Annotated in this window: 8 protein-coding genes; 3 read left to right on the plus strand and 5 right to left on the minus strand. The window is 73.3% G+C overall.

Going from position 1 to position 12147, the window contains the following annotated elements; genetic code table 11:
• Positions 1 to 210 precede the first annotated feature (210 nt).
• From eccE to ADK86_RS19710, 3 genes are all read left to right on the plus strand, one after another.
• A complete protein-coding gene (gene eccE / locus ADK86_RS19700; RefSeq protein WP_053697736.1) occupies positions 211 to 1431 on the plus strand; it encodes a type VII secretion protein EccE in 1221 nt (406 codons plus the stop codon).
• On the plus strand, positions 1431 to 2279 hold the full coding sequence (locus ADK86_RS19705; RefSeq protein ID WP_053697737.1) for a hypothetical protein: 849 nt from the start codon (positions 1431 to 1433) through the stop codon (positions 2277 to 2279). Before eccE ends, ADK86_RS19705 begins: the two co-directional genes overlap by 1 nt.
• 383 nt (positions 2280 to 2662) lie before the next feature.
• Positions 2663 to 5641 (plus strand): SCO5717 family growth-regulating ATPase, encoded by a 2979-nt coding sequence (locus tag ADK86_RS19710; protein ID WP_053697738.1) that lies wholly within the window; start codon positions 2663 to 2665, stop codon positions 5639 to 5641.
• A 134-nt stretch (positions 5642 to 5775) separates the two neighbouring features.
• On the opposite strand, the gene ADK86_RS19715 is transcribed toward ADK86_RS19710, so the two are convergent.
• The 5 genes from ADK86_RS19715 to infB all read right to left on the minus strand — a co-directional run bounded on the left by ADK86_RS19715 (position 5776) and on the right by infB (position 12123).
• A complete protein-coding gene (locus tag ADK86_RS19715) occupies positions 5776 to 6726 on the minus strand; it encodes a bifunctional riboflavin kinase/FAD synthetase (RefSeq protein ID WP_030600003.1) in 951 nt (316 codons plus the stop codon).
• Positions 6727 to 7032: 306 nt separating this feature from the next.
• The gene (truB, locus tag ADK86_RS19720; protein WP_050504249.1) at positions 7033 to 8007 is read right to left on the minus strand and encodes a tRNA pseudouridine(55) synthase TruB; all 975 of its coding nucleotides are present in this window, start codon (positions 8005 to 8007) and stop codon (positions 7033 to 7035) included.
• Positions 8007 to 8453, minus strand: a complete 447-nt coding sequence (gene rbfA / locus ADK86_RS19725; RefSeq protein WP_030373876.1) for a 30S ribosome-binding factor RbfA — start codon at positions 8451 to 8453, stop codon at positions 8007 to 8009. Before rbfA ends, truB begins: the two co-directional genes overlap by 1 nt.
• Before the next feature lie 55 nt (positions 8454 to 8508).
• A complete protein-coding gene (locus ADK86_RS19730; RefSeq protein WP_003986978.1) occupies positions 8509 to 8805 on the minus strand; it encodes a DUF503 domain-containing protein in 297 nt (98 codons plus the stop codon).
• A gap of 228 nt (positions 8806 to 9033) precedes the next feature.
• Positions 9034 to 12123, minus strand: coding sequence for a translation initiation factor IF-2 (infB, locus tag ADK86_RS19735; protein WP_053697739.1), 3090 nt, complete (start codon positions 12121 to 12123; stop codon positions 9034 to 9036).
• Between the last annotated feature and the right edge of the window lie 24 nt (positions 12124 to 12147).

Consider the following 12147-nt stretch of genomic DNA (forward strand, 5'->3'; position numbering starts at 1 on the left):
AGGCACAATGCTCGGAGCCACATCATCAGTAGAGGAGCAGGCCGGGGGATGTCCAGCGCCACCAGGGCTCGACGCCGCAATGGACGGCAACAGCAGCAACAGCCTTCCGCCGCGCCGCAATACGCGGGAAATGCGGGCCAAAACGGTATAGCTCCGGGCAATGGAGGAAATGGGAGCCGGGGTGGTGGCACGGACCGGCCGGCCGGCCCGGTGGTACCCCGGCTGCGCGCGCAGGCCGGCAGTATCGGCGGCGTCCGGGTGCAGCAGCTCGCGATCATCGAGATCGCCGCGGCACTGGTGCTGGTGGGCTGGGCGATCCATCCGGTCGCCCTGACCGTCGCCGCGGTGCTGGCGGCCGTCCTCGTCGTCTTCGCCCTCGGCCGGCGCCGGCGCATTCCGCTGCCGGAGTGGATCACGACGGTGCGTGCGATGAAGCGCCGCGCCAAGCAGGGCGGTTCGGCCGGCGGCACCGCTGGTGTCGACCCGGCGTTCGCGCCGCTCGTGGAGTGCGACCCCGCGCTGCGTACGTACGAGTACACCGACGCGGAGCAGCGGGCGATCGGCTTTGTCGGTGACGGTACGTTCCTGACCGCGATCGTCCAGGTGGAGGGCCGCGACGAGCCGCTGCGCCCGCAGAGCGGCAGCCGTCCGCTGCCGATGGACGTGCTGCACACCGCGCTGGACGTGGAGGACATCCACCTCGAATCGGTGCAGTTCGTGCAGTACACCCAGCCCGCGCCCGCCCCGCACCTGCCCGAACAGGCCGTCGCCGCCCGCTCCTACGCGCCGCTCCAGGCGCAGACGAAGACGCCGGCCCTGCAGCTGACCTGGATCGCGCTCAAGCTGGACCCGGAGCTGTGCGCGGAGGCCATCGAGGCGCGCGGCGGCGGGATCGACGGGGCCCAGCGGTCGCTGCTGCGCGCCGCCGACCAGCTCGTCAGCCGGCTCTCCGCGCACGGTGTACGGGCCAAGGTGCTCGCCGAGCGCGAGGTGGTGGCCGCGGTCGGCACCGCGGTGTGCGTCAGCCCGCGGGCCGCGAACGGCGCCATGGGCCGCGACGGCCGCGCCGCGCGCCGCACCCAGGAGACGGTCCGCGCCATGCGCTGCGACGACCGCTGGCACACCACGTACTGGATCGGCCGCTGGCCCCAGCTCGGCCAGGGCGGCACGCCGCTGGCGGGTATCGTCCAGTTGCTCGGCAGCACCCCGGCGATGGCGAGCACCTTCGCGCTGACCGCCTCGCACGGCAGTGGCCGGGCACCCGCCATCTCGGGCTACGTCCGCCTCTCGACCCGCAGCGAGAACGAACTGAACGCCGCGCAGAACGAGTTGGAGCGCCGTTCCGGCTCCGTGAAGGTCGGTCTCGTACGGCTGGACCGTGAGCAGCTCCCCGGCCTGCTGGCCACGCTCCCCCTCGGAGGTACCCGCTGATGGCGACGCCCACCTACCAGCCCCGCGCCACCCCGAGCAGCGACGGCTGGCGCAATCCCCCCATCGGCGGCGCGCCCGCGGGGGGCGGGCCGCGGCTCTCGCACGAGCCCCGTCCCGACGAGCGGCAGGCGGCGCCCACGGGGCCGCGCCCGCAGCCCGGTTTCGGCCTGCGCGGCCCGCGGCGCAGCCCGCACGTGCTCACCGCCGAGTCGCTGGGGTCGCTGACCCTGCCGGTCGCCGAGGACGGCGTCATCGTCGGCATCGACCCGCAGAACCGGCCCGCGGTGCTGAGCCTGCTGCGGCCCAACCCGCTCGAGGTGGCGCTGGTGGGCAGCATGTGGCTGGCGCAGGTGCTGGCGCTGCGTACGGTCGCCACCGGCGCGCGGGTCGCCGTCGAGACCGCGCGGCCGTCGGCCTGGGGCCAGATGGCGCAGGCCGCGGGCGGCGGGCAGCAGTGCGTCTCGGTCCACGACGTACGGCAGATCGCGCCGCAGGGGCCGTCGGTCTCCAGCCCGGTCCTGGTCGTACGGGACATGGGCGCGCGCCCGCCGCGCAACCAGCTGGCGCCGAGCCCCTGGCAGACCGTCCTGACCGTGCTGCCGTTCCTGGGGCCGCGCTCGCCGCAGATGCTGGCCCGCGCCGACCTGGTGTGCCTGCAGCGGCTGTCGCCCGAGGAGGCCGAGGTGGTGACGCGCACCATGCGGCTGCCCGCGCAGATAGGACAGGTGCTGCCGACGCTCAGCGACAACGCGATGCTCTGGTGCACGCGGGACAGCCACGAGTTCGTGATGACGCAGCCCACCGAAGCGGAGACGCAGCTGCTCGGCCAGCCGCGGCGAATGGACTGACGGCCCGGCACGACGCACGCACGGCGCGGGTGTCCGCGGGCCCCGCACGGGGCGCCGCGGGCCCGCGCCCCGTGCGTTGTCGTACGTACGGCCACGTGACCGAGCCGGTTCGGACCGGCAGCGGGCGGCGTGCCGGCGGGTGCGCCCGGCGGCACTCCGGTGGGTTGCCAAGACGAGATGACATCGACTGCCGTTCGAGGCCGACTGTTGATTAGGCTGTATTGGAGAGCCGCAGGGGCACACCGACGGCTGCCGATACGGGGATGGAGACAGTTAGTGTTGGCGCAACCCGGGGTGGTGTGTTCCGACGTCCGCTACATCCGATTGATCCGCCTGTATCCGGTCCTGCCGTTCAGGTGCGTTTCAGTACACCAGGAGGCACAGTGAGGGAGCAGGAGGCTTTCCGTCCGGACGGGAACGATCCTGACGACGACCAGTCCGAGTTCGATCTGACGGGTGAATTCAAGATCGATTTTGCGGCTCCGGCCTGGTACGCGAGCAACGACACCAGCGGCGGTGCCACGACGGCGCCCGCCGCTTCGACACCTCCTGCCGCCACGCCTGCCCCGCCGCCCACCGGCGCGCCGCTGACCGGGCCGCCCCAGGCGGGGCCCGCCCAGGGCGCCCCGCAGCAGCCCCAGCAGGGCGCCTCCGCGCCGCCTGCCGCGCCGCCCGGGTTCCCGACGCTGCGGCCCGACGGCGCCACCGACGCCCCCACGGCGCCCGCGCCCACCACGCCGCCGGTCGCGCCCGCTCTCGTAGCGCCGGCGCCCGAGCCGACGGCTCCGGTGGCTCCCCCGGCGCCGCCCGCGCCCGTGGCCGAAGCGGCGCCGGAGGCGCCCGCCGAGTCCCCGGAGCCCGCCGAGGCGCCGTCGTCCGACGCGCCTTCCTCCGGGAACGTACGATCCGGCGTCGGCGTCGACCCGTCGGCGTCGCTGTGGGACGACGACCCGGAGCCCGAACCGGCCCCCGCGCCCGCCCCGGTGGAGGCCGCCCCGGTCGAGGAAGCACCGGCCGCCGACGAGCCGCAGGCGGACGCCGCGGCGCAGTCCGGCGTGCCCGCCGAAGCCGAAGCCGCCCCCGCGGAGTTCACGCCTCAGCCCGCTCAGGAGCCCGAAGCGCCGGTCGCCGCACAGCAGATGCCCGTACAGCAGGCGCCTGTACAGCAGGTACCTGCACAGCAGCAGTCCTCGCCGGATGGGCAGCCGCCGGCTCCTCAGCAGCCGGAAGTCCAGCCGCAGCCGGAGGCCGCGCCCCAGCAGGACGCCCCCCAGCAGCCCCCATACGCACAGCAGACACAGCAGCCGCAGGCACAGCCGCAGCAGGGTGCGCCTTGGGGCGCTGCTGCCGGGCAGCAGGCAGGTGCGCCTGCGAACCTGCCGCCGCTGCCTCCGGAGTACCAGCCTGCGGATCCGCATACGGCTCAGGCTCAGCAGCAGCCGTACCAGCAGCAGGCTCCGCAGACCCAGCAGCAGGGGTATGCGCAAGCACAGCCCCAGCAGCAGTACCAGCAGCAGGCCGGCTACCCGCAGCAGCAGGCACAGCAACAGGCCCAACAGCCGCAGCCGCCGCAGCAGGCACCGCACCAGGCCCAGCAGGCCCAGCAGGCCGCTTACGGCTACCCGCAGCCCGCGTACGGGTATCCGCAGCAGCCTCAGCAGGGCGCCCCGGTGCCGCAGCAGGCCGACCCCAATTCCGCTGCCGCGCAAGGCGGTTACGGCTACCCGCAAGCCCAGCCTCAGCAGCAGGCACCGCAGCAGGCTCAGCCGCAGCCCGCGTACGGCTATCCGCAGCAGCAGGGCGGTTACGGCTACCCGCAGGCCGCCCAGGGCTACCCGCAGCAGGGCGCTCCCGCCCAGCAGCAACAGCAGTACCCCGGCTACCCCCAGCAGCAGGCACAGCCCCAGCCGCCCCAACAAGCCCAACAGCCGCAGGCACAGCAGCCGCAGGCCCCACAGCCTCAGGCCCCACAGCCCCAGCAAGCTCAGCCCCAGGCCCCGCAACAACAGCAGCCGCAGCAGCAGCCGCAACCCCCAACCCCCGTCCAGGGCACCGACCCCAACGCCGCTGCCAACTACGCCCAGTACTCACCGCCGGGCCAGCAGCAGACGCAGCAGCGGGCCGCTCCCGGCGCGCCCCTGGGCTACAGCGCGGCCGTCGAGCTGACCTCTGACCGGCTGCTGCGCAACCAGCCCAAGAAGAAGTCGAGCGCCAAGGCGCAGCCCTCGCGCTTCAAGCTGGGCGCGAAGAAGGAGGAGCAGGAGCGCCAGCGCAAGCTGGAGCTGATCCGTACGCCGGTGCTCTCCTGCTACCGCATCGCGGTCATCAGCCTCAAGGGCGGCGTCGGCAAGACCACGACGACGACCTCGCTGGGCGCCACGCTCGCCGCCGAACGGCAGGACAAGATCCTGGCCATCGACGCGAACCCGGACGCCGGCACGCTCGGCCGCCGGGTCCGCCGCGAGACCGGCGCGACCATCCGTGACCTGGTGCAGGCGATCCCGCAGCTGCACAGCTACATGGACATCCGCCGGTTCACCTCGCAGGCGCCGTCCGGCCTGGAGATCCTGGCCAACGACGTGGACCCGGCCGTCTCGACGACGTTCAACGACGACGACTACCGGCGGGCGATCGACGTCCTCGGCAAGCAGTACCCGATCATCCTCACCGACTCGGGTACGGGCCTGCTCTACAGCGCCATGCGCGGGGTGCTGGACCTCGCCGACCAGCTGATCATCATCTCCACGCCGTCGGTGGACGGCGCGAGCAGCGCCAGCACCACGCTGGACTGGCTGTCCGCGCACGGCTACGCCGACCTGGTCCAGCGCGGCATCACGGTGATCTCCGGGGTCCGCGAGACCGGCAAGATGATCAAGATCGACGACATCGTGTCGCACTTTGAGACCCGGTGCCGCGGTGTGGTCGTGGTCCCCTTCGACGAGCACCTGGCCGCCGGTGCCGAGGTCGACCTGGACATGATGCGCCCGAAGACCCGCGAGGCGTACTTCAACCTGGCCGCGCTGGTCGCCGAGGACTTCTCCCGGGCCCAGCAGGCGCAGGGCGTATGGAACGACCCCGCCGCCCAGCAGCAGATGCCGGGCGACCCGAACGCCCAGCAGTACGGGCAGCAGCAGTACGGCCAGCAGGGTTACGCGCAGCCGGGCCAGGAAGCGCAGGGCCAGCCGCCCGTCGGGTACCCGCCGCAGCAGGGCGGATGGACCCAGCAGCCTCAGCAGCAGCCCCAGCAACCACAGGCCCAGCAGCCGCCGGCCGGCTGGCAGCAACCGCCTCCGGACGCGCCGCAGATGCCCGGTCAGCCCGGTCTCCAGCCCGGCTGGACGCAGCAGCCTCCGCCCCAGTAGCAGCGCCTGCCGCGGGGCCCCGGCCGTCCGGGGCCCCGCGGCGCACGCAACGAGGCCCGGCACTTTCCCAAGTGCCGGGCCTCGTCCCGTATGTCCAGGTGCCCGCGCGAGCGGACGCCACAGCCTGTCGCCCGTCAGCCCTCCGCCGAAGCGATCAGCTCGCGCGCTTCCTTCACGTCCACCGCCATCCGCTCCAGCAGCCCGTCGAGCGTCTCGAACTTCTCCTGGCCGCGGATGTACGCGGTGAAGTCGACCGCGACGTGCAGGCCGTACAGGTCCAGCCCGACGCGGTCGATGGCGTACGCCTCGACGGTGCGGGCGGTGCCGTCGAACTGCGGGTTGGTGCCGACGGAGATGGCGGCGGGCATCTTCTCGCCGGCCGCGTGCAGATAGCCCGCGTACACGCCGTCCGCCGGGATGGCGGTGTGCGGCAGGGTCTCCACGTTCGCCGTCGGGTAGCCGAGCTCCCGGCCACGCTGGGCGCCGCGTACCACCACGCCCTCGACACGGTGCGGCCGCCCCAGGACCTCCGCCGCGCCCGCGACGTCGCCCTCGGCGACCAGCCGGCGGGTCAGCGTCGAGGAGAACGGCTCGCCGCCGCCCGCCGTGCCCCGCTCGAACAGGTCCACCACCTCGACCTGGTAGTCGTAGGTGCCGCCCAGTTCGGCGAGCGTGTCCACGGTGCCCGCCGCCTTGTGCCCGAAGCGGAAGTTCGGCCCCTCCACGACCAGCTTCGCGTGCAGCTTGTCGACCAGGACCTTGACCACGAAGTCGGCCGGGGCCAGCTTCGAGAACTCCTTGGTGAACGGCAGGATCAGCACGGCGTCCACGCCGAGGCCCGCCATCAGCTCCGCGCGCCGCTCGTGCGGGGCCAGCAGCGGCGGGTGGGTGCCCGGCCGCACCACCTCGCTGGGGTGCGGGTCGAAGGTCACCACCACGGCCGGTACGCCCAGCTCCCGGGCGCGTGCCACCGTCTTCCCGATGATCAGCTGGTGCCCGCGGTGCACGCCGTCGTAGGAGCCGATGGTGACGACGCTGCGTCCCCAGCCCTCGGGGATGTCCTCCAAGCCACGCCAGCGCTGCACTGTGCCCGCTCCTCGCCAGAACTCTCGTCCGTCACTGCGCCGGAAGAACCCGGTCGGATCCGGGCACCCTCGGCCTTACGCAGGTCTAAGACTGCCATGCCGCGTGCACCGGTTCGCGGGAAGGGTCGCCTCGCTTCTGTGGAGTGCGGCACCCGGCGGCGCCCGTCCGGCCGCCACGACCGCCGTTTCACCCGTGCGCCGGAGCACGGCGCCACCGCCCGCGCCCCGGGGCCCCGCCGCGGTGGTACGGCGACGGGCGGCGCCATGCGGGCATGGCGCCGCCCGTCGTACTGCCCCGTGCTCCCGTTACGGTGCGAAGACCGCCAGGCTCTTCGCCCGGCCGCCCTGGTTCTCCAGCAGCGCCAGGAACGTCCCGTCCGGCGCGAACGCCGCGGCGGGCCGGCCCGCCGCCCCGTCGAACCGCGGCATCGGGATGCGCACCCCGTTGGTGAGCAGCCGCGCCTGGTCCACCGTGACGTCCCAGCGCGGGAAGGCCGCGGCCGCCGCCTCGCCGATCGGCATGACCGGCAGCCCGCCGCCCGCCTCGTCGTCAACGGATTCCTGCAGCTGCTCCAGGGTGCGGGCCCGGTCGAGCTTGTACGGGCCGACCCGGGTGCGCCGCAGGGCGGTCAGGTGGCCGCCGACGCCCAGCGCCTCCCCCAGGTCGCGGGCGAGCGCCCGGATGTACGTACCGGAGGAGCACTCCACCGAGACCAGCAGGTCGGTGACGGGCGTGCCGTCCTCGGCCTCGGTCTCCTCGGCGGAGTACACCACGAACGAGGAGACCGTCACCGGCCGGGCCGGTATCTCCACGTCCTCGCCCTTGCGCACCCGCGCGTAGGACCGCTTCCCGTCGATCTTGATGGCGCTGACCTTGGACGGGACCTGCATGATCTCGCCGGTCAGCGTGGCCACGCCCGCGTCGATCGCCGCCCGGTCCAGGCCGTGCGCCGCCTTGGACGCGGTGATCTCGCCCTCGGCGTCGTCGGTGACCGAGGTCTGCCCCAGGCGGATGGTGCCGACGTACTCCTTCTCGGTCAGCGCGAGGTGACCGAGCAGCTTCGTGGCGCGCTCGATGCCCAGGACGAGCACGCCGGTCGCCATCGGGTCGAGCGTGCCGGCGTGCCCCACGCGGCGGGTGCGGGCCATGCCCCGCATCTTGGCCACCACGTCGTGCGAGGTGAAGCCGGCCGGCTTGTCGACGATGACCAGGCCGTCCGGCGCCCCCTGCTTGGCGCGGGTGCGCTCCACGCGCCGCGCGCCGGTGTTCTCACGCTTCATTACGCCGTGGTGTCCTCGTCCTCGTCGCCCGGCTTGCGGTACGGGTCCGCCTCGCCCGCGTACGTGGCGCCCGAGGACGCCTCGCGCACCTTGGCGTCCGAGGCCCGCGCCTTGTCGAGCAGGTCCTCGATCGTCTTGGCGTTCTCCGGCAGCGCGTCCGCGACGAACGTCAGGGTCGGCGTGAACTTCACGCCCGCCGCCCGGCCGACCTCGGAGCGCAGGATGCCCTTGGCGCTCTCCAGTCCGGCCGCCGCGCTGGCCCGGTCCTCGTCGTCGCCGTAGACCGTGTAGAAGACCGTCGCCTCCCGCAGGTCGCCGGTGACCCGGGTGTCCGTGATGGTCACGTGCGACCCCAGGCGCGGGTCCTTGATGCCGCGCTGCAGCTTCTGGGCGACCACCTCCCGGATGAGGTCCGCCAGCTTCTTCGCCCGCGCATTGTCGGCCACTGGTCCGTCTCCTTCTGTGTCTTTCACCATGGTGCTCGTGGCGCCGACGACCCGCTCAGTCGTCATCGTCGCCGTGGAGCCGCCGGCGTACCGACAGCAGCTCCACTTCGGGCCGTGCGGCGACCATGCGCTCGCAGCGGTCCAGTACGTCTGTGAGGTGCCCCGGGTCCCCGGACACCATCGCCAGCCCGATCCGGGCCCGGCGGTGGAGGTCCTGGTCGCCGACCTCCGCCACGCTGACCGCGTACTTGCGGTGCAGTTCGGCGACGATCGGGCGGACGACGGAGCGCTTCTCCTTCAGCGACCGTACGTCGCCGAGGAGGAGGTCGAAGGACAGCGTCCCTACGTACATGCGGTGCGGGTAAGGCCACCCGTGGGGCACTAGATGCCAGATGTACGAGCCATTCGAACCGTACATGCAACGGCCGGGGCCGATCGACGGAAATATCCGCCGACCGGCCCCGGCCCGCCCGTCACCCGGCCACCACCCCTGGTGGACCGCGCTACGCGCGGACAGTTCCACCCGTCGCCCGGCCGCCATTCCTGGCGGACCGGGCTTCGCGGGCAGTGATGCCTGCGATCAGCCGCGCGGCTTCTCGCGCATCTCGTACGTCGCGATGACGTCGTCGACCTTGATGTCGTTGAAGTTGCCGAGGTTGATACCGCCCTCGAAGCCTTCGCGGATCTCGGTGACGTCGTCCTTGAAGCGGCGCAGACCCTCGATGTTGAGGTTCTCCGCGATGACCTTGCCGTCGCGGACCAGGCGGGCCTTGGTGTTGCGCTTGACCTCGCCGGAGCGGATGAGAACACCCGCGATGTTGCCCAGCTTGGACGACTTGAAGACCTCGCGGATCTCCGCCGTACCGAGCTCGACCTCTTCGTACTCCGGCTTGAGCATGCCCTTGAGGGCCGCCTCGATCTCCTCGATCGCCTGGTAGATGACCGAGTAGTAGCGCACGTCCACGCCCTCGCGCTCGGCCATCTGCGTCGCGCGGCCCTCGGCCCGGACGTTGAAGCCGATCACGATCGCGTCGGAGCCGGACGCCAGGTTGATGTCGGACTCCGTGACCGCACCGACGCCGCGGTGCAGGACCCGGATGTCGACCTCTTCGCCGACGTCGAGCTGGAGCAGCGAGGACTCCAGGGCCTCGACCGAACCGGACGCGTCGCCCTTGATGATGAGGTTGAGCTGCTGGACCTCGCCGGCCTTGAGCACCTTGTCCAGGTCCTCCAGCGACACCCGGCGGGTGCGCTTGGCGAACGCGGCGTTGCGCTCACGGGCGGCGCGCTTCTCGGCGATCTGGCGGGCCGTACGGTCCTCGTCGACGACCAGGAAGTTGTCGCCGGCGCCCGGGACGTTGGTCAGACCCAGGACCAGGACGGGGGTCGACGGACCCGCTTCCTCGACGTTGTTGCCCTTGTCGTCGAGCATCGCCCGGACACGGCCGTACGCGTCGCCGGCCACCATCGTGTCACCGACGCGCAGCGTGCCGCGCTGGACCAGGACGGTCGCCACGGCGCCGCGGCCGCGGTCGAGGTGGGCCTCGATCGCGATGCCCTGGGCGTCCTGCTCCGGGTTGGCGCGCAGGTCCAGAGCGGCGTCCGCGGTCAGGACCACGGCCTCCAGCAGCTGGTCGATGTTCTGGCCCTGGCGGGCGGAGATGTCGACGAACATCGTGTCGCCGCCGTACTCCTCGGCCACCAGGCCGTACTCGGTCAGCTGACCGCGCACCTTGGTCGGGTCGGCGCCCTCGACGTCGATCTTGTTGACCGCGACCACGATCGGCACGTCGGCCGCCTTGGCGTGGTTCAGGGCCTCGATCGTCTGCGGCATCACACCGTCGTTGGCCGCCACCACGAGGATCGCGATGTCGGTCGACTTGGCACCGCGGGCACGCATGGCGGTGAACGCCTCGTGACCCGGGGTGTCGATGAAGGTGATGCGCCGCTCTTCGTCGTTGACCTCGGTCGCGACCTGGTAGGCACCGATGTGCTGGGTGATGCCGCCGGCCTCGCCCGCGATGACGTTCGTCTTGCGGATCGCGTCGAGCAGCCGGGTCTTACCGTGGTCGACGTGACCCATGACGGTCACCACCGGCGGACGGGAGACGAGCATCTCCTCGCCGCCCTCGTTCTCGCCGAACTCGATGTCGAAGGACTCGAGCAGCTCGCGGTCCTCCTCCTCCGGGCTGACGATCTCGACGACGTAGTTCATCTCCTCGCCGAGGAGGTGCAGCGTCTCGTCGGAGACGGACTGCGTCGCGGTGACCATCTCACCCAGGTTCAGCATGACCTGGACGAGCGACGCCGGGTTGGCGTTGATCTTCTCGGCGAAGTCGGTCAGCGAGGCACCGCGCGACAGGCGGACCGTCGCACCGTTGCCGCGGGGCAGCATGACGCCGCCCACCGACGGGGCCTGCATGGCCTCGTACTCCTGACGGCGCTGCCGCTTCGACTTGCGGCCGCGGCGCGCGGGGCCGCCGGGGCGGCCGAAGGCACCCTGCGTGCCGCCACGGCCACCGGGACCACCCGGACGGCCGCCGAAGCCGGGACGGCCGCCGAAGCCGCCGCCACCACCGGGACCGCCGCCACCGGGACGGCCGCCGAAGCCGCCGCCACCGCCCGGACGGCCACCGCCGCCGGGACGGCCGGCGAAGCCGCCGCCGCCACCCGGGCGACCGCCGCCACCGGGACGACCGGCACCGCCGGGACGACCGCCGCCGGGGCCCGGACGCGGGCCGGCGGCCGGGCTCTTCGGCATCATGCCCGGGTTGGGGCGGTTACCGCCGCCGGGACGCGGGCCGCCCTGGCCCGCACCCTGCGGACGGGGCATGCCGCCCGGGGTCGGACGGGCGCCGCCGGGAGCCTGCGGACGGGGACCGCCCTGGCCACCCTGGCCGCCCTGCGGGCGCGGGCCGCCCGGGGCACCCTGGCCGCCGGGGCGCGGCGCGCCGCCGGGACGGGGGGCCTGCGGGCGGGCCATGCCGGTCGAGCCGCCGGAGGTGAAGGGGTTGTTGCCCGGACGCGGACCGGACGGACGGTTGCCGCCGGGGCGCGGGCCGGGACGCTCGGCGCCGGGGCGCGGCGCGTTGCCACGGCCCTGGCCGCCCTGGCCGCCCTGCGGGCGGGCCGGACGCGGGCCGGGGGTGCCGGGCTTCGGGGCCGGCGCCGACGGCGGGGCCTGGAACTCGGGCTGCGCGGGCGCGGCCGGGGCCGGCTTGGGCGCCGGGGCCTTCGGGCCCGGCGTCGGGCGCGGACCCGGGGTCGGTGCCGACTTCGGGGCCTCGGCGGGAGCCGCCGGGGACTGGGACTTGGGCGCCTCGGGGGCGGCCGGCGCCGGAGCCGCGGGGCCCGGCTTGGGGGCGCCACCCGGCTTCGGGGCGGCGGGACGCTCCCCCGCTGCCTGAGCGGCGCGGGAGGGGCCCCCGGCCTGCGCCGGGGACGGCGCGGCCGGCTTCGCGGCGGCCTTGCGCGGCGCCGCGGGCTTGCCGGCGGCACGGCCGTTGCCGTTGCCCGCCTGGAAAGCGTCGGTCAGCTTACGAACAACCGGCGCCTCGATCGTCGAGGACGCCGAACGGACGAATTCACCAAGTTCTTGGAGCTTGGCCATGACGACCTTGCTCTCCACTCCGAACTCCTTGGCGAGTTCGTATACCCGGACCTTAGCCACTTCGCTCCTTCTAGGTCCGGGTGT

The organism is Streptomyces sp. NRRL F-5755 (assembly GCF_001279365.1).
Lineage (GTDB): Bacteria > Actinomycetota > Actinomycetes > Streptomycetales > Streptomycetaceae > Streptomyces > Streptomyces rimosus.

Bases quoted from the DNA above. Each gene is read 5' to 3' on its own strand.
- ADK86_RS19705 (WP_053697737.1), top strand. From the start codon at position 1,431: ATGGCGACGCCCACCTACCAGCCCCGCGCCACCCCGAGCAGCGACGGC.
- truB (WP_050504249.1), bottom strand. From the start codon at position 8,007: ATGAAGCGTGAGAACACCGGCGCGCGGCGCGTGGAGCGCACCCGCGCC.
- ADK86_RS19730 (WP_003986978.1), bottom strand. From the start codon at position 8,805: ATGTACGTAGGGACGCTGTCCTTCGACCTCCTCCTCGGCGACGTACGG.